The sequence below is a fragment of the Luedemannella flava genome (assembly GCF_039528515.1).
GTDB lineage: Bacteria > Actinomycetota > Actinomycetes > Mycobacteriales > Micromonosporaceae > Luedemannella > Luedemannella flava.
The window spans coordinates 20,470-42,947 of the sequence record NZ_BAAALT010000076.1; the positions used below are offsets into that span (position 1 = coordinate 20,470).

Genomic DNA, 22,478 nt, shown 5'->3' on the forward strand with positions numbered 1-22,478 from the left:
CGAAGGGTTTCGGTGGGCGGGGCACCGGCGTTGCTCAGGCCCGGTGGCCGATGACCCGCAGGCGGGACAGGCCGCCATCCGGGAACGCATCGACACGCACGTGCGAGACCGGCCGCGTCAACGGCACCGGGAAGTGGTGGCGGGTGTCGGGCCGCAGCGCCGTGCGGGGCAGCAGCGGAAACCAGCCCGGGTCGTCGGCCGCCGGCGTGCCCTCGCCCGCGAACCCGTACAGCGCGCACGCCGTGGACGCGTTGGCGACGTAGTACGACGTGTCGACCTCGAGCTGGCGCACGACGCCCGCACAGGCCAGCCGGACGACCGCCCAGTCGTGCCCGCCGTCGCGGCGGCGCCGGGTCTCCCAGCCCTCGCCCATCGTGCGGGCCAGGCCGGGCCGGTTCAGCGCGTGCGCGCTGGAGTAGAAGCCGTCGCTGCTCGCCACCACCAGGCCGCCGAGCTCCTGCGCCGCGAGATCGACGCTGACCCCCTCGAACCGCCACGGATCAGCCAGCACGGTCCCGTAGACCCGCAGCCGGGCCACCCCACCGTCCGGGAAAACGGTCAGCCGCACATGCGTGGCGCGCGCCGCCGCGCGTACCTCGAAAAGGTTGTGACCGTCACCGGTCAGCGGCGAGCGGGCCACCACCACCGACCACCCGGTCAACTCGTCCGGGCCGGGATAGCCGGGCGCCTCGCACGCCTCCACGAGGCACTCCGCCGGGTGGTTGCCGGTGAAGAAGCTGGTGTCGACGTCGATCGCCGCGATCACGCCCGGCGCCCCCAGGCGCACGAGCGCCCAGTCGACGCCGCTGCCGTGCCGGCGGGTCTCCCAGCCGTCGACGATCTCGCCCTTGTGCCCGTAGCGGCCCGGTCGGAACGTGGCCGGGGCGGGCACGATCAGGTTCTCCTTCTCGCCGAAGGACTCGTCGCTGGCGGCGATCACACTGCCGCCCAGCCATCGGCCGGCCAGGTCGACCAGCCCGTCCGGCGCGGTCACCGGGCACCGCCCAGGTGCGACAGCGGCCACCCGGTCAGGGCGTTGCCGGGCGGCGGGGCGTAACTGCAGACCTTGCTGGTACGCAGGCCGAGCCCCACCACGGCCTCGGCGAGGCGCACGGCGGCGGTGACACCGTCGACGACGGGTACGCCCAGCCGGGCGCCGATCGCCTCGTCCAGGCCGGCCAGGCCGCCGCAACCGAGGCAGATGACCTCGGCGCCGTCCACCTCGACTGCGAGCCGGGCCTGTTCGACGACCGCCGCGACGGCCGCGTCGGGGTCGGCGTCCAGTTCGGCGGTGCCCAGCCCGGTGGCGCGCACCGACGCGCACCGGGCCCGCTGGCCGGCAAGGAGCAGACGGTCCTCGATCGCCCCGACCGACCGGCGCAGCGTCGTCACGACCGAGTACGTCCGCCCCAGCAGCTGCGCCACGTGCGCCGCGCATTCGGCGATGTCGAGCACCGGCACATCGACCAGCTCCTGCATGCCCTCCCGGCCGTGCTCGCCGAATCCCGCCATCACCACCGCGTCGAACCCGGTGTCGACAGTCGACACCGCGTCCATCACCGCGACGGCCGACAGGTAGCTCTCGAAGTTGCAGTCGATGGCGTCCGCGCCGAAGCGGGGCGTCAGTGGGACGATCTCGGTGCCGGGCGAGGCGACCGCCCGGGCGCTCGCGGCCATCGCCCCGGTCATGGCGGCGTTGGTGTTCGGATTGACGAGCAGGATGCGCATGCCGCTCCTCAGGTGGTGGGGTGGGTGAGAACGCGACCGTGGGGCACGCCGTCGGGCATGGGTCGCCCACGCAGCCAGGTACCGCGCACCACGCCGTACAGGACGCGGCCGGTGTAGGGCGTTGAGCGCCGAAGGCTGCGCAGGTGGGCGGGGTCCACCACGAACCTCTCGTCCGGCGCGAACGCGCACAGATCAGCGTCATACCCGACCGCGATGCGTCCCTTGCGCCCTCCGCCGCCTGACCCGGTCGGCGCGTCGAGCCCGGCGAACGCCGCCGGCGCGGACGCCAGCCAGCGGGCCAGGTCCGCCGGCGTCGCGCCGCGCGATCGGGCGGCCGTCCACACGGCCGGCAGGGTGAGCTGCAGTCCCGCGATCCCGCCGAATGCCGCCGCGAAGTCGGGGCCGGTCGGCGCAGGGCCCGGCGAATGGTCCGACGCGATCTGGTCGATCACGCCCGCGATCATGGCCGCCCACAGCCGCTCGCGGTGCTCCGCCGCCCGGATCGGCGGGCATACCTTGAACTGCGTCGCCCCGTCCGGTACGTCGTCGGCGCTGAAGGTCAGGTAGTGCGGGCAGGTCTCCACCGTCACCCGCACGCCGTCGGCCCGGGCAGCGGCCAGCGCCGGTACCGTGTTCGCGCTGGACAGATGGGTGATGTGCACCCGGGCACCGGTGCGACGGGCGGCGTCGAGGACGGCGAGGACCGCGGCGTCCTCCAGGTCCGCGGGATGCCGGGCCAGATAATCCGAGTACGTCCGGACCGTCGCCGCGCTGTGCTCCGGGGTGAACTCCGCGTGCACCAGCAGCGGCACCCCGATCCGGGCCGTCTCGCGCATCGCCGCCGTCAGTTCGTCGACGGTCAGGGCCGGGAAATCGGGGTTGCCGGTCTCCCCGAGGAAGCACTTGAAGCCGAGCGCCCCGGCGGCGCGCAATGGCGCCAGGTCAGCCAGGTTGCCGGGCACGACGCCGCCCCAGAACCCGACGTCGATGTGGCACCGGCCGCGCGCGGCGGCCCGCTTGGCGGTCAGCGCGGCCACCGATGTCGTCACCGGGGAGCTGTCCAGCGGCATGTCGACCACTGTGGTGAAGCCGCCAGCCGCGGCGGCCGTCGTACCGTGGGCGAAGTCCTCCCATCCGGTGCCGCCCGGATCCTGAAGGTGCACGTGGGTGTCGATCAGGCCCGGTAACAAGACCGTGTCGGGGGCCAGCCGAATGGTCTGGTGGGCTGGCAGCGGATCGTCGACACCGGTGACGGCGGCGATGCGACCACCTGAGACGGCAACGGCGCACGTGGTCTCGCCCGCCCCGGTCACCGCCCGTGCGGCCCGGATCACCAGGTCGTACGGGAGATGATCAGTCACTACGGTTGTATACGATCACGATGTTTCGTGTGCGGACCTGCGCGGTTACGTACTGGTGTCGCCTGTTCAGCGCGGTCCGGCGGCACGTTGGCCTTTCGTGACGTGAAAACGTGCGTAAGCGATGATCATCGATGCAACCGTTACCTCGGTCCGCTGACGGCCACCCCAACGCGGTGATAAATGCCAGACGTGATGCTTTCCGCCTACTTCGCCACGGTGTGGCCAAACGAGGAGAGCGCGAGCGATCCGTCCGGCAACGTGATCTCGCCCTCGGCCAGGCGCCGCTTGAGATAGCCGAAGCTCTGCGCGGTCTGCGCGAACAGATGCTCGCCCGCGATCAGCCCGGGCCGCGGCGGCCGGTCCACGCTGACGAACCTCGGCAACGGCGCGACCGGCGTGTGGTAATCCACGCTGAAGAATAGCGGGAACGAGTAGCGCTCTTCGACCACCTTGCGCACCCGGTGCGTGGTGGCCACGAACTCCCCGTTGGTCCACAACTCCAGCATGTCGCCGATGTTGAGCACGAAGGTGTCCGGCAGTGGTGGCACGTCGATCCACTGCCCCGCGCCGTTGCGCGCCTCCAGCCCGGGCCGGGTCGGCTTGAGGATGGTGAAGCACTCGTAGTCGGTGTGGGCTCCGATGCCGGGCCGGTCCTCCGCGCCGGGATCCACCGGATAGTGGATCAGCCGGAGCTGGCTCGGCGGCCGGGTGACGTAGCGGTCGAAGAAGCCGGCCGGCTCGCCCAGCGCCAGGGCGAACCCGCGCAGCAGTTGGCAGCCCAGGTCGAAGACGGCTGAATAGTAGGCCGACACCACCTCCCGGAACCCGGGCAGGTCCGGCCATTGGTTGGGTCCGAGCATCGGGTTGCCGGCCAGATAGTCGGGGTCGTCGGCGGGCAGGTCACGGCCGAGGTCGAAGGCTTCTTTGTGGTCCTTGCCGCCGTCGGCGAAGACCTCCTCGCCCTCGGGCACGTAACCACGGTGGTTGCGCGACCGTCCAATGTAGGTGGCCATCTTCGTCTCGTACGGCAGCGCGAAGAACCGCTCGGTCACCGCCAGCAGGTCGGTGCAGAGGTCCGGCGGGATGCCGGTGCCCGTGACATACATGAAGCCGACCTCGCGGGCCGCCCGGCCCAGTGCCGCGGCGACCTCCGCGGGCCCGTCCGCGGAGCCGTCCCGCAGCCCACGAACATCGATCACGGGTACGCTCGTGAAGCTCTGTGGCCCGTCAGGCATAGGTGAGTCCCTTCCCGCGTAGCAGCTGCGCATCCCCTTCGACGTCCACGACGGCCCAGTCGTGGGCGATGGCCAGCAGTTGCCCCTGCCGCCACGGCAGGCTCGACCGCTCGATGCGCCACGCGGTCGCCGTGACCACTCCCAGTGCGATCTCGGCGTCGAATCGCCCCGCCGCCCGGGCTGCGGGAGAACGGCCGTGGGCGTACCCGAACTGGTCCCGCACCCGCACCAGCACGGCGTCCCGACCCGTCCGGACGTCGCGCAGCCGGGCGGCCGCCGCCTCCACCGGATCGGCCGGGCAGGTGCGGTGCCAGTGCTCGCGATAGGGCTCATCGCGGCCCGTCTCGACAAGGATGTCACCGGCCCAGGCGAGCGCGCCGGCGTCGGCGGGCTGCGGGCCCACCGCCAGGTCGATCAGGTGCTCCCAGGTGAACCAGGTGCCGTCGTGGTCGAGCCGGCCGGCGAAACCCTGCTGGCCGGCGAGCCACCCGGCCTCTGGCACGGCGCCGTCGGGTGGATCGGCGAAATTCGGCCGCCCGGCCGGCTGGCGCAGGTCGACGTAATATGACCGGCCCTGCAGCCAGGTCACCGACGTGGTGTCGTCACGGCTGCCATCGGGCAACACCAGCAGCGACCGCGACCATGCACCGCATAGTTCGGCGGGGTCGACTGGGACGATGCCGGACGGACTCACAAAGATCACTAAACCGCGCCGGTGTGACGTCCGCATTACACCGATGGGTCACAGTGCTTTCAAGCCGGCGCCAATGCCTGCTCCCGGCAGGAACTGTTCGGAGATCGGCGTGCAGACACTGCTTACCGTTCAGTCAATGAGCGAATCTGATCTGTGGGCCCCAGCGTCGGGCCGACCAGTCGCGGGTTCAATCCCACCGGCGTTAGCTCGATCTGTGTGGGGAGCGACCGCAAGGTGGTCAGGCGTCGGGTGTACTCCTCGGTGTCCACCTCACCGCGGGCGTACCGCTCGGCGAGGATCTGCCGAGCCACCCTGGTGTTATCCGTGTCGTTACGCGGACGGGCGTAGGTGACCACGGCCCATACGATCAGACCCGTCACCAGCAGCCAGCCGACCATCATGCCGCCGATGGGCCACATCGGTGCGTAGCTATGCATCACTGCGGTACCTCCTTCTCGGCTCGGGCTGTGAGCCCTACGGATCCACACTGCGCGCCGCGGACGAAGTTCAACCACGCCCAATGACGAAGATTCGCTGAAGATTGCCTCGAAGCAGTGGCTCGACACTGACCGGGGATACCCCCTACCGGTACGGTTGCAGCCAGCCCGGCGACGATAGGGCACCTTGACGGGCAACGACCGATCGGTGATCGGCCATCTGCAGTAACGAAGCCGTGCACGCCGATACGTCTGTCACCAGCGAAAGGCCAGCCGGATGACCCACGACCACGCGCCACGGCCCGCAGCCCCGCCCGCCGATACGTCCCATGCTCCAAGCGCCGCAGCACCTGGGCGACTGCGGACCTGGTGGGGCAGTTTCGTCGGGGCCATCGGCGTGGTGATGGGTCTGGCCCCACATGTGCTGCACCACATCGGCCCGCTCGCCGGCGCCGCGCTCATCGCCGGCGCTGGCGGCACCGCGCTCTTCGGTGTGCTCGGCCTGCTCGCCTCTGTTCCCTTCCTGCTGCGCTTGCGGCGCCGTTTCGCCAACTGGTGGGCACCGGCCATCGCCCTGGCCGTCTTTGCCGCCATGTTCTCGCTGTCGACCTTTGTTATCGGCCCGGTCATCAGCGGAGACGGAGACTCCCCGACGCGGCCAGGGAGCGAACAGCCCATCCCGAGCGGTTCCGACCACAATCGGCACCACTCGAAGTGATCGACCGGGGTGTCGGGGCGGATCCTGCGAACTGAGCGGAGAGATATACCCCCCGGGGGTTGTATGCTCGGGTTATGACGACCCCGGCGCCGACACGCGGATACACCGCCACCAAGGAACAGCTGCAGGCCCGCCTGCGGCGCATCGAGGGCCAGGTGCGCGGTATCGAGCGCATGGTCGACGACGACCGGTACTGCATCGACATACTGACGCAGATTTCGGCGGTCCAGGCGGCCCTGGACAAGGTAGCGCTGGGTCTGCTGGATGGCCATGCCCGGCACTGCCTGCACGAAGGAGCCGCCGACGGGCGTGCTGACGAAATGGCCACTGAGTTCATGGCCGCAGTTGGCCGGCTGATGAAACGCGGCTAGACCATCCGCGGACGTCGGGCACGAAGGTGGCTGGTCCGCCGACCACGCCGGGCTATATCGAGCGTGGGCATTGCAAGATACCCCTACCGGGTATAGGTTCTCTTTCCGGAGGTGGTAACGATGAAGCACCAGGACTCCGGCCACGACGAGTCGACCATGTCCCCAGCGGCTGAGGTCGATCCACACGGTCACGGTCACGCGGCCCCGGTGAGCGAGGCTGCCATGAGCGGGCACCCCGTGCCGATGGCTCACGGTCCGCACGGAGGTCATGACAAGCACGCCGGGCACGACCCGGAGATGTTCCGCCGCAAGTTCTGGCTGAGCCTGTTGCTGACCATTCCGATCGTCGCGAGCAGCCACATGGTGATGGACTGGTTCGGCTACACCCTGGATCTTCCCGGTGTGGACCTGGTCGGCCCGGTGCTCGGTTCGGTCGTGTTCTTCTACGGCGGCTGGCCGTTCCTCGTCGGTGGCGTACGTGAGGTCCGTGACCGTGCGCCCGGCATGATGTTGTTGATCTCGATGGCGATCGCTGTCGCGTATGTCGCGTCGCTGGCCACCACGTTCGGGTTGTTCGACCTGGACTTCTGGTGGGAACTCGCCGCGCTGGTAACCATCATGCTGCTCGGGCACTGGCAGGAGATGAAGGCCATCGGCCAAGCTCAGGGGGCGCTGGCCGCGCTGGCCGCGCTTCTGCCCGACGAGGCCGAGGTCGTCGAGGTGGACGGGACCGTGCGGCGGGTCGTAGTCGGCGAACTGCGGGTCGGGGACACGCTGCTGGTGCGCGCCGGTGGGCGGGTGCCCGCCGACGGGCGCGTCGTCGACGGCGCCGCGGAACTGGACGAATCGATGATCACCGGGGAGTCCCGTCCGGTGCCGCGCGGCGTCGGTGACCGGGTGGTGGCCGGTACTGTCGCCACCGACTCGGCCATCCGGGTCGAGGTCACGGCGGTCGGCGACGACACCGCCCTGGCGGGCATCGGTCGCCTCGTCGCGCAGGCGCAGGCGTCCAGCGGACGGGCCCAGGTGCTCGCGGACCGCTTCGCCGCGCTGCTGTTCTACATCGCCACCGTCGCGGCCCTGGCCACCTTCCTGGTCTGGTGGGCACTGGGGGACCTCGACCAGGCGGTGGTCCGCACCGTGACCGTGCTGGTGATCGCCTGCCCGCACGCCCTCGGGCTGGCCATCCCGCTGGTGATCGCGCTGTCCACCGCCGTGGCCGCCAAGGCTGGAATCCTGGTCAAGGACCGTATGGCGCTGGAGCGAATGCGCACCGTCGGGGCGGTGCTCTTCGACAAGACCGGCACCCTGACCAAGGGCGCACACGCCGTCACCGCGCTGGCTGCCGTACCCGGCACCACGGAACAGGACGTGCTGCTCATCGCCGCCGCAGTGGAGGCTGACAGCGAACATCCCCTGGCCAAGGCGATGGTCAAGGCCGCCACCGACCGCGGCCCTCGCGCGGGCGCCACGGGCTTCCGGTCGCTGACCGGGCGCGGCGTGCAGGCCGTCGTCGAGGGCACCACGTACGCCGTCGGCGGGCCGGCCCTCCTCCGTGAGACGGGCGCTACCGTCGGCGAGGAACTGGCCTCGCGCGCACAGGCGTGGTCGGCACGTGGCGCGGCCGTCCTGCACCTGATCCGCCTGCCCGACGGCGGTCCGCCAGAGGTGACAGGCGCGTTCGCCCTCGAGGACGAAGTCCGCCCCGAGGCCCGCCACGCTATCGCGCAGCTGCGCGAACAAGGGCTGGAGAAGATCGTGATGATCACCGGTGATGCGCGTCCCGTCGCCGAGTCCGTCGCGGCGGATCTGGGCTTCCGGCCGGGTGTGGACGAGGTGTTCGCCGAGGTGCTGCCGGCGGACAAGGACCATACGGTGGCCGAGCTGCAGCGTCGTGGGCTGACCGTGGCCATGGTCGGCGACGGGGTCAACGATGCCCCGGCGCTGGCCCGCGCCGACGTCGGGCTGGCCATCGGCGCCGGCACCGACGTGGCCATCGAGTCCGCCGGCGTGGTGCTCGCATCGTCTGACCCGCGCGGCGTCACCGCAGTTATCCGCCTGTCGAGGGCGACGTACCGGAAGATGATCCAGAACCTGGCGTGGGCGGCCGGCTACAACGTCGTCGCCATCCCGCTCGCCGCCGGTGTGCTCGCCTGGGCCGGGATAACGCTGAGCCCGGCGGTCGGGGCGGTGCTCATGTCCGTCTCGACGATCGTGGTCGCGCTCAACGCCCAACTACTGCGCCGCGTCCACCTCGCGCCCGAGGCGCAATAGGCAACAACAGGGGCCGGCCAGCACTTGTTTGGTCCGCGCCTTTCAGCGCAGCGTGATGAACGCATGAGGTGACGTGTATTACGTTCCAGGGTTACCCCCAGGGGGTATGCTGCGATTGGATCGGAGATACCCCCACGGGGTACAGAATCGAAGGGATCTGGCCATGACCACCACGACGTATGTGATCAAGGGCATGACGTGTGGCCACTGCGTCAGCTCGGTCGGCACCGAGCTGGGCCGGGTGCCGGGCGTGACCGATGTTCAGGTCGACCTCGCTGCGGGTGAGGCCACCGTGACCAGTGACCAGCCGCTCGACGTGCAGGACGTGCGCGCCGCGGTGGACGAGGCCGGATACGAACTGGTGGGTTGACGATGAACACCCCAGCACGGCTCGGGCTCTACACCCTGGGTCTGGCCGTGGCGTTCGCGGGAGCGTTCGGTGCCGGTCGACTGGCCGGCCCCGAACCCGCGCAGCGCGAAGCACACCAGGCCGTCATGAACCATGCCGACGCCATCTCCGGCGATGAGGCGAACCCAGCCTCGTCACCTCGCGGACTGCAGGTCAGCGACGCCGGATACCGCCTGGTACCAGTCGTGTCATCCCTGCCCGTCGGTACCGTGACCGACTTCCGGTTCCGGATCCTGGGCGAGCACGGACAACCGGTCACCGACTTCACGCCCACCCACGAAAAGAACCTGCACCTCATCGTGGTCCGCCGCGACCTGTCCGGGTACCAACATCTGCACCCGACAATGGCCAGCGACGGGACCTGGACGATCCCGTTGACCGTCGCCTCGGCCGGCCAGTACCGGATCTTCGCCGACTTCCAGCCCACCGGTCGCGCCAGCGCACTGACCCTGGGCGTCGACCTCGCGGCTGCCGGAACGTACCTGCCGCAGCCGCTGCCCGTCCCGAAACCCGCCGTCCAGGTCGACGGGTACGAGGTCGAGCTGTCCGGTGGACTCGTGCCGGGCACGGCGAGCAGGTTGACCCTGACCGTCACCCGTGGCGGCGTTCCGGTCACCGACCTGCAGCCCTACCTGGGCGCCTACGGCCACTTGGTCGCCCTCCGCGACGGTGACCTGGCCTACCGGCATGTCCACCCGGCCGACGGCGGACGCACGACGGCGGGCCCGCAGCTGACCTTCTACGTCGAGGTGCCCAGCGACGCGGCGTACCGGCTGTATCTGGACTTCCAGCACAACGGCAAGGTCCGCACCGCCGAGTTCACCGTTGTCGCGGGCAGCGTCCCAACAGGGGTCACGAGCCCGCCACCCGCACAGCCGGGCCCGACCGGGCACGCCGACCAACCACACGGCCACGGGTAGGGGAGCACCGCCATGAGCACCAGCACCGAACTGCCTTCGACGGCCACCCGGATCGAACTCGCGATCGGCGGCATGACCTGCGCCTCCTGCGCCGCGCGGATCGAGAAGCGGCTCAACCGCATGGACGGCGTCAGCGCCACCGTCAACTACGCCACGGAAAAGGCCACTGTCACGGTCGCCGACGCGGCGGTGAGCGCCGAGGACCTGATCGCCACGATCGAGAAGACCGGCTACACCGCGACGGTGCCGGCTCCGCCGAAACCCGCCGCCGAACCGGCCGAGCCCGTCGATGAACTGGGCGCCCTGCGGACCCGGTTGTGGGTGTCGATCGTGCTGAGCGTGCCGGTCGTGATCCTCGCGATGGTGCCGGCGTGGCAGTTCGCGCACTGGCAGTGGGCGTCATTGGCATTGGCCGGACCGGTCGTCGTCTACGGCGGACTGCCGTTCCACCGCGCGGCCGCGGTCAACCTGCGCCACGGCACCGCCACCATGGACACGTTGGTGTCGATGGGGACCCTTGCCGCGTTCGGCTGGTCGCTATGGGCCCTGTTCCTGGGTGATGCCGGTGCGCCAGGCATGACGCACCCGTTCACGCTCGCCGTCGACCGTGGCTCCGGCGCCGGAGCCATCTATCTGGAGGTGGCCGCCGGGGTCACCGTCTTCATCCTGGCGGGTCGCTACTTCGAGGCCCGGTCCAAACGCCGTGCCGGTGCCGCGTTGCGCGCCCTACTGGAACTCGGTGCCAAGGACGTCGCGGTACTGCGCGGCGACCTCGAGGTCCGGATCCCGATCGACCAGCTCATCGTCGGCGACCGGTTCGTCGTCCGTCCCGGCGAGAAGATCGCTACCGACGGTGTCGTCGACAATGGCACCTCGGCCGTCGACGCCAGTATGGTCACCGGCGAATCCGTGCCGGTCGAGGTCGGCCCCGGTGACGCCGTCGTCGGCGCCACCGTCAACGCCGGCGGGCGGCTGATCGTCACCGCCACCCGGGTCGGCGCCGACACACAGCTGGCCCAGATGGCCACACTCGTCGAGCAGGCCCAGACCGGCAAAGCCGCCGTGCAGCGCCTCGCCGACCGGGTCTCGGCGGTCTTCGTCCCGCTCGTCATCACCCTCGCCGTGGCCACCCTCGGCTTCTGGATCGGCGCCGGCGCCGACGTCACCGCGGCGTTCACCGCCGCCGTCGCCGTACTCATCATCGCCTGCCCCTGCGCGCTGGGCCTGGCCACCCCGACCGCGCTGCTGGTCGGCACCGGGCGCGGTGCTCAACTCGGCATCCTCATCAAAGGCCCCGAGGTCCTCGAATCCACCAAGCGGGCGGACACGGTCGTGCTCGACAAGACCGGCACCGTCACCACCGGTCGGATGACCCTCGTCGGTGTCACGCCGGCGACCGGCGTCGACCCGGACGAGGTTCTCCGGCTCGCCGGCGCGCTCGAGGCAGCCTCCGAACATCCGATCGCGCACGCCATCACCGCAGCCGCGACCGAGGCGAACACCTACCTTCCACCGGTCACCGCGTTCGCCAACACCGAAGGACTCGGCGTACACGGCACGGTCGACGGCCGCGACGTGCTCGTCGGCCGGCCACGGCTGCTTGAGCAAGCCGACATGAACGTTCCGGCCGAGCTCCGCCGTGCTCAGCAGGCAGCCGAGGCGTCCGGACAGACGGCCATCCTCGCCGGGTGGGACGGACAGGCCCGCGGCGTTCTCGCTGTCGCCGACGCCGTGAAGCCCACCAGCCGCCAGGCCATCACCGCCCTGCGGGACCTCGGGCTGACCCCGGTACTGCTCACCGGCGACAACGCCACCGTCGCCGCTGCTGTCGCCGCCGAAGTGGGCATCGACGAGGTCATCGCCGAGGTGTTGCCTGCGGACAAGGTCGAGACCGTCCGAAGGCTGCAGGCCCAGGGCAAGGTCGTCGCCATGGTCGGCGATGGCGTCAACGACGCCGCCGCGCTCGCCCAAGCCGACCTCGGCCTGGCTATGGGCACCGGCACCGACGCCGCTATCGAAGCCGCCGATCTGACCCTCGTCCGAGGCGACCTGACCGCAGCCGCCGACGCCATCCGCCTGTCCCGGCGCACGCTACGCACGATCAGAGGCAACCTGTTCTGGGCCTTCGCCTACAACGTCGCGGCTCTACCACTTGCCGCCGCCGGTTTGCTCAACCCCATGATCGCCGGCGCCGCGATGGCGTTCTCGTCGGTCTTCGTCGTCTCGAACAGCCTGCGACTGCGCCGTTTCGGCCGGCGCTGATCGACCGGCACCAGAGAGACATGGCCGGTCCCTAGGAGGCCGGCCCGATTCAGGATCAGAAGGAGACGCCGGCCCGCTGTACCGGAGGCACACATGGATCTGCCAACAATCGCGCGGGTGTTGTGGCTGCGCCGGGCACTGCGCCAGCGGGAGGGCTGGAGCCGTGAGCAGGTGCGGCTGCATCAGCACCAGCAGTTGACCACGCTGCGCGACTTCGCGTTGCGCCGTTCACCGTTCTACAGACGGTTCCACCGAGGGCTCGCCGGTGCGCCGCTCGACGCGTTGCCGGTGTTGACCAAGACAACGCTCATGGACCACTTCGACGAACTCGCCACCGACCCGGCGGTGCGGCTGGCCGGGCTGAACGCCTACCTCGAAGGCCTGACCGGGGACGAGTTGTTCGACGGCCGGTTCTGGGTGTCCGCGACATCCGGGAGCTCAGGTCGTCGGAGTGTCATCGCGTCCGACGCCCGCGAATGGGCGATGACCATCGCCTCCTATGGTCGCGCCAACGAGTGGGCCGGCGTCCGAGCCGGACCGCTGCACCACGTACGGATGGCGGTGGTCAGTTCCACCACACCGTGGCACCAGTCGGCCCGGGTGGCCGCCACGGTCCGCAGCCCGTTCGTCGCCACAGAACGCTTCGACGCCGCGGCACCCATATCCGACATCGTGGCCGGACTCAACGCGATGCGGCCACACGTGCTGGTCGGGTACGCCTCGATGATCCGCGTCCTGGCCGAGGAGCAGCTCGCTGGGCGGCTGCGGATCACACCGCGCGGCGTGAACGCCTCCTCCGAAGTGCTGACCGCGCACACGCGTGCGTTGGCGACCAGGGCATGGGGTATCGCGCCCTTCAACGTCTACGCGGCCACCGAGACCGGTGGCATCGCCGCCGAATGCCGCGAGCACCAGGGTCTGCACCTGTTCGAGGACCTGGTGGTCGCCGAGGTGGTCGACGACGCGTACCGGCCCGTGCCGCCGGGGCAGGCCGGCGACCGGCTGCTGGTCACCGTCCTGTCCAGCCGCACCGTCCCGCTCATCCGCTACGAGCTGACCGACCGCGTGCGGCTGGCGGCCCGCGCATGCCCGTGCCCACTGCCGTTGCGGCTGCTGGAGACCGTCGAGGGTCGCACGGACGATGTGCTGACCCTGCCCGCGACCGCCGGTGGAACAGTGCGCATCCATCCGGTGGTGTTCCACCAGGCGTTGGACCTCATCCCTGCCGCCGGCTGGCAGGTCCGACACGAGCCCGGCCAGCTACGCGTGCTCATCGCGGCACCCGGCCGCGGCTTCGACGCGGCCGAAACCGGGCACCGGGTGGCGGCGGCACTCATGGCCGCCGGCGTCGCGCCGCCCCCGGTAAACGTCACGACCGTCGACAGCATCCCCACCGGCGCGGCCGGGAAGCGGCCACTCGTCGTGGCCCTGCCTTCGGAGGCATGAGCTGCCGGTTCACATGCGCATGGACATCGGCAGCATGAACAACACGGTGTTGGCTACCGCGAACACCACGACCACCACCAGGTACGGCGTGAGGGTCGCCCGGCGCACCGCGACCTTCGGGTGGTGGGCACGGGCGATGCGGTACGCCGTGTAGGCGGAGCCGGCGACACCGATGGCCAGGACGACGTACTGCAGGATCTGGATGGTGACGTGGTCAACGAGGGCGGCGGAGGCGCCCTGGTTGTCGTAGCCGAACAGCGACAGCGTCGTGTAGAACACCGACTTGCCCTCGGCCAACAGGTGGAAAAGGTTGTGCGCGATGTGTCCGGCGACGTCGAGCGGGATGAGCGCGTAGCCGAAGCGGGCGAAGTTGGTCAGCGCCTTCTCGCCGTTTCGCCGCCCGGCGGTCACCGACGCCGTCCACACGGCGGCCAGCGGCGCGGCGACCGCGACGACGAACGCGATGGTGAAGATCACCGGGTAGTTCGTGATGCCGGTGGTCGTCTCGATCCAGGACAGCGTGTTGGTCCAGATGTCGAGCATCGTGAGGTTCTGGATCAGGACGATGCCCATGATCGCCATGGCGAGGGCCGACTCCTCGACCCGCGGCCGGCGGATGAACCACAGCTCGCTGCTTGGCTTGCGGACCGTCACGCTGATGGCGTCGTTAGGGCAGTTCTTGATGCAGTTCGCGCACAGGTTGCAGTTGGCCGAGGAGTCCATGGTGCGCGGAAACTCGAACAACGGGCAGGCGGGGGCCTTGTCCCCGCCGTTGAAGCACACCGCACGGGAGGTGCAGGTTCGGCACACGTCCGGGTTAGCGCGCAACGTGAGCGCGCCGGTACGGGCGTAGTTGCCGGACAGGCCGCCGAGGAAGCACAGATAACGGCAGAACGTGCGGCGCTGGAAGAACGCCCCGGACGCGACCACGGCCGTGATCAGCAGAAGGAGCAGGATGCCGGTGCCCCAGGGTGACTCGACGATGCCCCAGACGTGGTCGCCCCACGTGATGAAGATGAACTGGGCGTCGATGATCCAGATGCCGTACCGCTTGAGGAACCGCGGCACCGGTCGCTGCGCTCCGACGAGCCGCTGCACCAGGTCCGACAGCTTGCCGAACGGGCACACCGCGCACCAGAAGCGGCCCAGCGCCACGAACACGATCGGGATGAGCGGCCACCACATCACCCATACCAGGGCGGTGCCGAGGTTCTCGTGCGCCGAGTCCGGACCCAGCAGGAGTTGGTACACCACGACGGCGAACACCGCCGCGGCGGCCCACTGGAACACGCCGGGGTACCAGCGGCTACGCACGAACCGGGCGACCGGCCGGTAGGCCAACAGGTCCCGATTCGACCGTGCCGGCACGTTGGATGGGGGAGCGGGCCGGGCCGCTTCGCGGCGGGGCTCGGTACTGAGGCTCATGGCGGGGGATCTTTCGGGTCAGGCGGGCTGGATCGTGTCTGGCCGGGTCGGGCGCGGCGAGCGGGCCGTACGGCGGCGCACCAATGCCGCGCCGATGATGATCGCGGCGTTGACGGCCGCGAAGGCGGTAAGGACCGCAGTGCGTGGGCGGGAGCTGGATCCGCTCGCGCCGTGTCCGGCCGCCCCGTGACCGCCTCCCGTCCCGTGTCCTCCTGCGTCGCCGGGCGCGCTCCCGGTTACGGCCGCGGCGCCCTGTCCGTGGTCGGTGTCGACGTGGCCGGCGTTGGCCGATCCGGGGGCGGAATGGTCGGCCGCGCCGTGTCCGGGGGACGCGTGATCATCGGCCTCGGGGTCGGACTCCGGTGCGGCGCTGTCGTGCCCAGCGTGCTCTGCGGGGTGGGAGACGGCGTCAGTGCCGTGTTGATGCCCGGCGCTGGGTACGGGTGTGTGACCGTCGTGCGTTGCCGAAGCGGCCGACTGTGGCTCGCTCGTTGCCCGCTGCCCGGCCGCCAGGTACCCGGCGCCGGCACCGAGGGTGATCACGGCAGGAACGGCGAGCCAGATCAGGACACGCTGCCACCGTGCAAGGCGGCCCAGGTCACTGTCTGTCGCTTCGGCGTCGTCATCCCCTGCCGCCAGCGGTGGGCCGGCTGAGGGCGCGGCCGGTCCCTGGTGGTCGTGTGGCATGTGGCGCCCTCCATCCGTTCCCGTGATCACTACTCGTAAGAGTCGGAGTTGATCATCAAGTTCGGTGGGGGATAACCATGAAGATTCGCTGAAGCACCGCTGGCGCAGCGCCCGGTGCGGAGTACTTCAGCGAATCTTCATGGTTTGCGGGTCCGTTCCTTCGGGCGCGGCCGTCAGGGTGGATGGCGTACGACGCACCGTAACGACGCCCGGCACCAGCACAGGCGAACCAGGAAGTGAGAGCGGCGATGGCCACTCGGACCAAGGTGAACCAACCACGTACCACTGCGGCCGCACGGCGGGCGCGTCCGGCCGGGCGACGTTCCGCGCGCCGGTGGCCCCTGGTCGCCGGCCTGGCCGCCCTGGCCGTTGCCTCCGCCGGCGTGGCGTTCGGGATACGCGACCAGGGCGGTGGGGTGGCGGACGGCCCGACGGCTACCGGGTCCGGCGGCGTGGCCGTCGCCGCGGCGGACTTCGGCCACGTGCACGGGCTCGCGGTCGACCACGCCACAGGCGGCTTGTATGCCGCGACGCACGTGGGTCTGTTCCGCATCGACGGCGAGCACACGGCAGCCCGGGTATCTCAGGACACGCCGGACCTGATGGGCTTCACCAGCGTCGGACAGGGCCACTTCCTCGCTTCCGGTCATCCGGGAGAAGACGGCAAAGGGCCGGGCAATCTCGGACTGATCGAGTCCACCGACGGCGGGGTCACCTGGCAGAACACGTCGCTGGCCGGCGCGGCTGACTTCCACGGTCTGCGAGCCGCCCACGGCAAGGTGTACGGGTACAACTCCGCAGATGGCGCGTTCATGGTCAGCACGGATCACCGCACCTGGGAACGCCGCTCGACCCTGGCGCTGGGCGCGTTCGCGGTCAGCCCGACCGACCCGCAGACTGTCATCGCCGTGGGCCGCGACGGGCTGCAGCGCTCCACCGACGGCGGACGCAGTTGGGCTGTCGTCGGTGGCGCTCCCGCGATATGGACTCTCACCTGGGACGAACCGGCGTACCTGTGGGGAGCCGCCGCCGACGGTGGCGTCTGGCAGTCAACGGACGGCGGCACCACCTGGAAGCTGGGCGGACGGCTGCCGGCGCAGCCACAGGCCCTCGCCACCCACGGGTCGACCCTGTTCGCCGCCGTGGCCGGCGACGAAATCCTCACCAGCACTGACGGGGCCGTTACCTGGACAGTCAAGTACTCACCGTGACGAGCGTCCTGGTTCCAGCCAGCTGGTGGCTGAGCCGGGCTGCCCATCGCCTTCACCGTCGTGCCCACCGCAGCGTTCCGCGTGGCTTGTAGACCGACAGCACCAGAGCCACCAGTAACAGACCGATCGCGGCCGCAGCGTGCACGACCGGCGAAGGGCTCCGTAGGCCGGAGACATCTCCGGCCGGAGCGGCGCGAGCGGTGTCGGCCAGCAACGAGAGCGTCTGCATGTACAGCAGGAGCACACCGGTGGCGAACAGGTTCATCACCAGCTTGACCACCACCCAGTAGTGCCGCAGCAACCCCCAGGCCGTGCCCATTGCCTGAACCACCCCGGTGACAAGGCTGGCGAGACTCAGCGGCACCAATGTCGCCCATCCCATCGGTTCCAGCACGAGGTATGCCGACCGTGTCACGTCGGCGTCTTTGGCGGCGATCCCGACGATGGCCAGCACGAGGGAGGCGGCCACAGCACCGAGCCAGCCCACCGATGTGCCGACGTGCGCTACGAGCGCCGCCTTGCGCACGCCCGGACGCATGGTCACGCTCGTGCACCCGCCTCGGACACGTGCGACCCGTGACCCATGTGCCGACCTGGGCCGTGCCCCGTTATCAACGCCGCCACCACGAGCGCCGCCACCGCGACAGCGACGATGAGAAACACCTTCACCCACCGGGGCATGCCGGACGCGCTGGCGTCGTCGCTCCCGACTGGGCGCTGCGGCTCCTCGGAGCCGGTTGCTGGCTCGTGCATGCTCATCTGTCCTCCTTGCTCTGGGGTACTCAGTGATTTTGCAATACATTCTGTCTCGAGGCAAGACGAGATGTCGAGGAGACGTCGTGCTGTATGGTTTAGCTGTGCCGAGATTGTGGAACGCGACGGTGGACGAGCACCGCCGCACGGTTCATGCCGCGATCATGAACGCCACAGCCACGCTGGTCGCCGAGCATGGGCTGGCCGCGGTGACGATGTCGCAGATCGCCCAGGTGGTCGGCATCGGCCGGGCCACCCTCTACAAATACTTCCCCGATGTGGAAGCCATCCTGGTGGCCTGGCACGAACGGCAGGTCACCTCACATCTGCAGGAGCTCACCGAGGCCGCCGAGAAGGCGAACGACCCTGGTGAGCGGCTACGAACCATGGTGCGCACCTATGCGCGGCTCTCCTCCGGCGACGCCGCCGACCGACACGGCCCAGGCCACCACGCCGATTACGCAGTCCCGCTGCACCGTGCCACGCACGTGCAGCATGCCCGCCACCAGGTGCATGCCCTGCTCGCCGACACCATCGCCGTGGCTGCGACCGCGGGGCAGGCCCGGACGGACGTGCCCGCGCCGGAGCTCGCCCACTTCTGCCTGCATGCCCTCGCCAGCGCCCACGACCTGCGTACGCATGCCGCCCGAGACAGGCTCGTCGTTGTGGTCCTGACCGCGCTGGGCACGCCACCGGCGACCAACGACGCTGCGCCCGGCACTGCCGGCCCGTAATAGCTGGTCATGCTGACGCATCATCGGCTCCATGCCGGGGTCGCTGACGAGCGTGACCGGTGGCCGTACGTGATGCCGGCCAGCGCCAGGCCGAGTCCCATCGTGCCGCTGGTCGACTCGATGATCGGAGCACCGGCGGCCAGCTCGCCACGGCCCCGGGCCTGGGCGATCATGTGCAGAGCTGGGCGATCTTTGATCCCGCCCGGGTTGTGGCCTTCAAGTTTCGCCCAGAAGCCGCGACCATCTGTGGTCAATGGAGTGTCGATCCACACGAGCGGGGTGTCGCCGACCAATCCAGCGACGCCTGCACTCCGGGGCGTGTCAAAAGGATGTGTGATGACCGCGTCGAGGGCAAGCGCCGACGCGGAGTCGAGGTGACGCACAAGATGTGCCTTTCTGCTCACCGACCGGCGCGCTGAAGTCGCCAGGAGGTCGGTACACGTGCCAACGGACTCAAGCGGGGCGGACTGCGCAACCGCGCAGCCCGCGGCCGTCCTATGTCCGGGCGATCCTGTGCATGATGAGCAGATGTCGGCCCGCTGGTCGGGCCCTCGCGGCCAAGGCTGGGTCGTCGGCCACAACCTGGGTGTCCGATGGGGTCTCGGGCAGGCGGCTCAGGTCTGTCGTGCCGACGCTCGTGTCCGGATGGATGGCGCTGACGGGCTGACCCGATCGGCATCCATCGTCGTGGTCGGGTCCAGGCCACATCAGACCCGCCGGCCCAGAGGCGATCTCAGTCAATGCGGGCGGGCTGTCGTCGTGGTCGGCCGGCCAGTGGCCGGCGACATCGGCCACGGCGCCCGGATAGTCGTGGCGCTCCGCCGGTGGGTGACAGGCTGGAACAGCGGCCGCGGCCAGTACAGCGAGCAAGATCGCGGTAATCATCACATCAAAGGATGTATAACCGGACTGTTTTGCCCGAACGACCACAAAATCATGGTAATCGCATTTATATAGCAAGTCCGGCATCTACGCCCGGCTGGCGAGTCGGGATCCCGGTCGGTTCGTGGCCACCCAGCCCTGACGTTCGCCGAGGCTGACACGTTGAGCAGCTGAGAAGCGCGGCGTCGCTGATCGCGGGCGCTGTCCTGCTCTGCCTGCGCATGCGTTGTGCAGCCGGCGTGACCACGATGCGATGCACCGCGTTGCTGGGTTGGCACGTCTTTTACTTCGTGCCTCGTCATGGTTGTCGCTAAGGACCGAACCAATGTCTAAACACATCACTCAAACACTGCGACTGCCTGTGGCTGTCGCGACCCTGCTGTTCGTCGCGTCATACGCCGCCAACTGCGGCACACCGGGGCACGCGCCGGTTTCGCTTACGGCATCAGCCGACCACGACATGCTCGCAGTGCCGACTCCCACGCCAGGCACAGAGCCGGCTACGATGCCGGTCAGTGACGGACGTAGCGCGACCGCGGCTGGCTTCACCTTGCGCCTGGCGCAGCGGTCCACCGCCCCGGGAACGGCCACGAGCCTGCGTTTCCAGATCACCGACGGGTACGGCACGGCGGTAACCCGGTTCGCGGTGGATCAGACCGAGATGATGCACTTCTACGTTGTCCGATCCGACCTAACCGGATTCCAGCACCTGCACCCCGAGATGGCGCCGGACGGAACGTGGTCAGTAACGCTTCCACCGCTGGAGCCCGGCACATGGCGGGCGTACACGTCGTTCATCGCAGACCAGGGCGGCGAGCAGACCGCAGTGGTCCTCGGCGACACGATCACGGTACCCGGCGAGGCTGTTACTCATCGCTTGCCCGCACCAGCCCGGAGCACCACGGTCGACGGCTACACCATCACTGTTCGCGGTGACCTGAGGGCACGGATGAGCAGCGAGCTGACGGCAACCGTGACCCGTGGCGGGATACCAGTGACCGATCTCGAGCCCTACCTCCAGACCTACGCCCACGTGACCGCCTTCCGCGAAGGAGATCTCGCGTTTGCCCATCTTCATCCGCACGGCGACGCAACCGGCGGTCACGGTGGACCGCACCTGAATTTTGACACCATGTTTCCCCGATCGGGCAACTGGCGCTTATACGTGCAATTCCAGACCCACGGAACGCTCCACGCGGCCGCCATCACCCTGCGCGTCGGGTAATACACATCAGCCCAGCAACCAGTGTCGTGCCGCACCCGCGGCGTCCAGCCCTGATGGTCGCGACCCGCACTTCTTGGGCCGGGTTCCTGGCTGGATCACGCGACCCGACGTCGCAACCAGCTCCTGGCATGCGCGACCATGCCGGTCCCGAGCGGTGACACCGCTACGATGGGCCGATCGATGCGAGGGGGAACATGCGGCGGCGTGGCTCGCGACTTCGGGCGATGTCCCGTGTCGTGCTGATCCTCGCTGTGTTCACCGGCGTTCTGGCGATGCACGGCGTGTCGTCACCCGTGTCGGTCGGCTGCTCCGCCGGCGCCGAGATGACCCCGATCGAAGAACCAGCTGTCGAGGTCGGCCACGCCATGGCTGATCGCAGTTCACGCGGCCACTCCCGCAGGGCGAATACAGATATCCGCGTGGAAGAACCTGGCCACTGCTGCGGCCACGACGAAATGTGCGTCGCCACAGTCCCTCGTTCGCCGCTGACCGCGATGCACGCCCACGCAGTCGCGGTCGTCATGGCAAACCTGCCCGCTTCCATTCACCCGCTGGAAGCCTCGTACGGGCGACACCGTTCGCCGCGGGCACCCCCTTGGGGAGCCGCGCTGCTTATCCACTTGTGCGTGTCCCGGACGTGAGGACCGCTGGTTGACGCTGCCCCGTGGGCACGCCGTCACCGCAGAGTCCCGTTCCTTGCGCGCCGCCAGACGGTGGCGCGCTGTCCGGAAAGATCACCCACATTGGCTGTCAACAAGACTATTCACCCGTATGGGCGTGCGCTGGCCGTGGCCGCGCTCGCCGTCGGACTCGTGATCGGCACGGTGGCGTGCGGGTCAGGCATGTCCGGCATGAACCATAGCGCTCCTTCGGCGACACCGACGCCGGGCGCGGCTACCGGCCACCCCGATATGACCGGCATGCCAGGCATGGAAGGTGAGCACGAAGCGTTCAGCGGCAATGGCACCTCGCCCGACGTGGACGGCATACGCTTCGCGCCGACCAGCATGGAACTTCCCGCCCGAACACAGACGTCCTTCGCGTTCAAGATTCTGGCGGCGGACGGAACGCCGGTCACGGCCTATGAGCCCGACCAGACCAAACTCATGCACTTCTACATGATCCGGTGCGACCTCACCGGCTTCCAGCATCTACACCCCACGATGGCGTCGGATGGCACCTGGACGGCCCAGCTGGCCGCGCTGCAACCCGGCAAGTACAGGGCATACGCGTCTTTCACCGCCAAAGAAGGTACGGGTGAGCTAAAGCCGCTCGTCCTCAGCGAACACGTCATAGTGCCCGGGCAGGCCGACAACGCGACCTTGCCGAAGCCGTCGCGGACCACGACCGTGGATGGCTACACCGTCACTCTGTCCAACGAACCGATGATGGCCGGCATGGCCCACCCGCTGACCGTAGCGATTACCAAGAACGGCAAGCAGGTGACCAACTTGGAGCCCTATCTGGGCACATCGGCGCACCTCACCGCGTTCCACGATGGCGATATGGCCTTCGCTCATCTGCACCCCCAGGGGGGCCACGGCGGCCACGGCGCAGGAAGCCTGTCCTTCCAGGCGACGCTGTCCAAGCCCGGCAAGTGGCGACTGTTCCTCCAGTTCCAGACCGGCGGCGTACTACACACAGCGGCAGTGACACTCGCGGTCGCGTGACCCGTAGGTGGGCGGACACAGACACGGTGTCCGCCC

General features: G+C 69.4%; 23 protein-coding genes. 12 read left to right on the forward strand and 11 right to left on the reverse strand.

Translation table 11 applies throughout. From position 1 onward, the window contains the following. Positions 1-34: 34 nt before the first annotated feature. The 6 genes from alc to ABD211_RS14225 all read right to left on the reverse strand — a co-directional run bounded on the left by alc (position 35) and on the right by ABD211_RS14225 (position 5,458). Entirely contained in the window at positions 35-994 is a 960-nt protein-coding gene (alc, locus tag ABD211_RS14200) for an allantoicase (protein ID WP_344130686.1), read from the reverse strand. Beyond that, positions 991-1,728, reverse strand: a complete 738-nt coding sequence (locus tag ABD211_RS14205) for an aspartate/glutamate racemase family protein (RefSeq protein ID WP_344130689.1) — start codon at positions 1,726-1,728, stop codon at positions 991-993. The genes alc and ABD211_RS14205 overlap by 4 nt, the downstream gene beginning before the upstream one ends. A gap of 8 nt (positions 1,729-1,736) precedes the next feature. Further along, positions 1,737-3,089 carry an allantoinase AllB gene (allB, locus tag ABD211_RS14210; RefSeq protein WP_344130692.1) on the reverse strand — a complete coding sequence of 451 codons (1,353 nt, stop codon included), beginning with the start codon at positions 3,087-3,089 and terminating at the stop codon, positions 1,737-1,739. A 203-nt stretch (positions 3,090-3,292) separates the two neighbouring features. Continuing rightward, a complete protein-coding gene (locus tag ABD211_RS14215) occupies positions 3,293-4,324 on the reverse strand; it encodes an isopenicillin N synthase family dioxygenase (RefSeq protein ID WP_344130695.1) in 1,032 nt (343 codons plus the stop codon). Next, on the reverse strand, positions 4,317-4,949 hold the full coding sequence (locus ABD211_RS14220) for a hypothetical protein (RefSeq protein WP_344130698.1): 633 nt from the start codon (positions 4,947-4,949) through the stop codon (positions 4,317-4,319). Before ABD211_RS14220 ends, ABD211_RS14215 begins: the two co-directional genes overlap by 8 nt. Positions 4,950-5,140: 191 nt before the next feature. Then, positions 5,141-5,458 (reverse strand): SHOCT domain-containing protein, encoded by a 318-nt coding sequence (locus ABD211_RS14225; protein ID WP_344130701.1) that lies wholly within the window; start codon positions 5,456-5,458, stop codon positions 5,141-5,143. Between the two features lie 394 nt (positions 5,459-5,852). Between ABD211_RS14225 and ABD211_RS14230 the strand changes: the two genes are divergently transcribed. The 7 genes from ABD211_RS14230 (at position 5,853) to ABD211_RS14260 (ending at position 13,855) form a co-directional block, all read left to right on the forward strand. Beyond that, on the forward strand, positions 5,853-6,173 hold the full coding sequence (locus ABD211_RS14230) for a hypothetical protein (protein WP_344130704.1): 321 nt from the start codon (positions 5,853-5,855) through the stop codon (positions 6,171-6,173). Positions 6,174-6,247: 74 nt separating this feature from the next. Continuing rightward, positions 6,248-6,544, forward strand: coding sequence for a metal-sensitive transcriptional regulator (locus tag ABD211_RS14235; RefSeq protein ID WP_344130707.1), 297 nt, complete (start codon positions 6,248-6,250; stop codon positions 6,542-6,544). 222 nt (positions 6,545-6,766) lie between these two features. Next, entirely contained in the window at positions 6,767-8,818 is a 2,052-nt protein-coding gene (locus ABD211_RS14240) for a heavy metal translocating P-type ATPase (RefSeq protein ID WP_344130710.1), read from the forward strand. A gap of 163 nt (positions 8,819-8,981) precedes the next feature. Then, positions 8,982-9,188 carry a heavy-metal-associated domain-containing protein gene (locus tag ABD211_RS14245; protein WP_344130713.1) on the forward strand — a complete coding sequence of 69 codons (207 nt, stop codon included), beginning with the start codon at positions 8,982-8,984 and terminating at the stop codon, positions 9,186-9,188. Between the two features lie 2 nt (positions 9,189-9,190). Further along, complete coding sequence (locus ABD211_RS14250) at positions 9,191-10,147, forward strand: COG1361 family protein (RefSeq protein ID WP_344130717.1); 957 nt, start codon at positions 9,191-9,193, stop codon at positions 10,145-10,147. A gap of 12 nt (positions 10,148-10,159) precedes the next feature. After that, positions 10,160-12,409 (forward strand): heavy metal translocating P-type ATPase, encoded by a 2,250-nt coding sequence (locus ABD211_RS14255; protein ID WP_344130720.1) that lies wholly within the window; start codon positions 10,160-10,162, stop codon positions 12,407-12,409. Between the two features lie 93 nt (positions 12,410-12,502). Further along, complete coding sequence (locus tag ABD211_RS14260) at positions 12,503-13,855, forward strand: phenylacetate--CoA ligase family protein (RefSeq protein ID WP_344130722.1); 1,353 nt, start codon at positions 12,503-12,505, stop codon at positions 13,853-13,855. A 9-nt stretch (positions 13,856-13,864) separates the two neighbouring features. Here the strand turns inward: ABD211_RS14260 and ABD211_RS14265 are convergent, their stop codons facing one another. Further along, a complete protein-coding gene (locus tag ABD211_RS14265) occupies positions 13,865-15,280 on the reverse strand; it encodes a 4Fe-4S binding protein (protein WP_344130725.1) in 1,416 nt (471 codons plus the stop codon). Positions 15,281-16,215: 935 nt separating this feature from the next. Between ABD211_RS14265 and ABD211_RS14270 the strand changes: the two genes are divergently transcribed. After that, complete coding sequence (locus tag ABD211_RS14270; protein ID WP_425560409.1) at positions 16,216-17,178, forward strand: F510_1955 family glycosylhydrolase; 963 nt, start codon at positions 16,216-16,218, stop codon at positions 17,176-17,178. 52 nt (positions 17,179-17,230) lie between these two features. Here ABD211_RS14270 and ABD211_RS14275 read toward each other — a convergent pair whose 3' ends face one another. Further along, on the reverse strand, positions 17,231-17,716 hold the full coding sequence (locus ABD211_RS14275) for a DUF2269 domain-containing protein (RefSeq protein ID WP_344130967.1): 486 nt from the start codon (positions 17,714-17,716) through the stop codon (positions 17,231-17,233). 2 nt (positions 17,717-17,718) lie between these two features. Further along, complete coding sequence (locus ABD211_RS14280; protein ID WP_344130728.1) at positions 17,719-17,937, reverse strand: hypothetical protein; 219 nt, start codon at positions 17,935-17,937, stop codon at positions 17,719-17,721. Positions 17,938-18,059: 122 nt separating this feature from the next. On the opposite strand from ABD211_RS14280, the gene ABD211_RS14285 reads away from it, so the two are divergent. Beyond that, a complete protein-coding gene (locus ABD211_RS14285) occupies positions 18,060-18,665 on the forward strand; it encodes a TetR/AcrR family transcriptional regulator (protein WP_344130731.1) in 606 nt (201 codons plus the stop codon). Positions 18,666-18,685: 20 nt separating this feature from the next. Here ABD211_RS14285 and ABD211_RS14290 read toward each other — a convergent pair whose 3' ends face one another. After that, positions 18,686-19,048 (reverse strand): pyridoxal-phosphate dependent enzyme, encoded by a 363-nt coding sequence (locus ABD211_RS14290; RefSeq protein ID WP_344130734.1) that lies wholly within the window; start codon positions 19,046-19,048, stop codon positions 18,686-18,688. A 112-nt stretch (positions 19,049-19,160) separates the two neighbouring features. After that, entirely contained in the window at positions 19,161-19,634 is a 474-nt protein-coding gene (locus ABD211_RS14295; protein ID WP_344130737.1) for a hypothetical protein, read from the reverse strand. 238 nt (positions 19,635-19,872) lie between these two features. Between ABD211_RS14295 and ABD211_RS14300 the strand changes: the two genes are divergently transcribed. The 3 genes from ABD211_RS14300 (at position 19,873) to ABD211_RS14310 (ending at position 22,442) form a co-directional block, all read left to right on the forward strand. Next, a complete protein-coding gene (locus ABD211_RS14300; RefSeq protein WP_344130740.1) occupies positions 19,873-20,772 on the forward strand; it encodes a hypothetical protein in 900 nt (299 codons plus the stop codon). Between the two features lie 224 nt (positions 20,773-20,996). Next, positions 20,997-21,413: a DUF6153 family protein gene (locus ABD211_RS14305; protein ID WP_344130743.1), complete on the forward strand. Its 417-nt coding sequence runs from the start codon at positions 20,997-20,999 to the stop codon at positions 21,411-21,413. 147 nt (positions 21,414-21,560) lie between these two features. Further along, positions 21,561-22,442, forward strand: coding sequence for a hypothetical protein (locus tag ABD211_RS14310; protein ID WP_344130746.1), 882 nt, complete (start codon positions 21,561-21,563; stop codon positions 22,440-22,442). Positions 22,443-22,478 lie beyond the last annotated feature (36 nt).